This window comes from Streptococcus suis, from assembly GCF_002960445.1.
GTDB classification, from domain to species: domain Bacteria; phylum Bacillota; class Bacilli; order Lactobacillales; family Streptococcaceae; genus Streptococcus; species Streptococcus hyiners.
In genome coordinates this window covers 1-274 of sequence record NZ_POJD01000202.1, presented here as the reverse complement: position 1 = coordinate 274, position 274 = coordinate 1, and the positions used below count along the sequence as shown (strand labels likewise).

The 274-nt window shown below is 50.7% G+C and carries 1 protein-coding gene; it reads left to right on the top strand.

Features of this window, described 5'->3' with window-relative positions:
- Nucleotides 1-274, top strand: a 274-nt coding sequence (locus C1G53_RS08165; protein WP_153046681.1) for an AAA family ATPase, incomplete at both ends; no start/stop codon positions are given.

Here is a 274-nt window from a genome sequence, read left to right as displayed (position 1 = left end):
CGCAGTCTATGCTATCTTGCATAAGATTGACCTGACGCGAAACCGAGAAGAATGCCCAGTCCTCCTAGCCGCTCCAACTGGACGAGCAACCAGACGGATGAATGAATTGACAGGGCTGCCTTCCGCCACCATCCACCGCCATCTCGGTCTGGTAGAAGGACAGGAGGAATCCTACCGTGATGATTATTTGGATGCCGACTTTATCATCGTGGATGAGTTTTCTATGGTAGATACTTGGTTGGCAAACCAGCTCTTCCAGAATATCTCCTCCCAG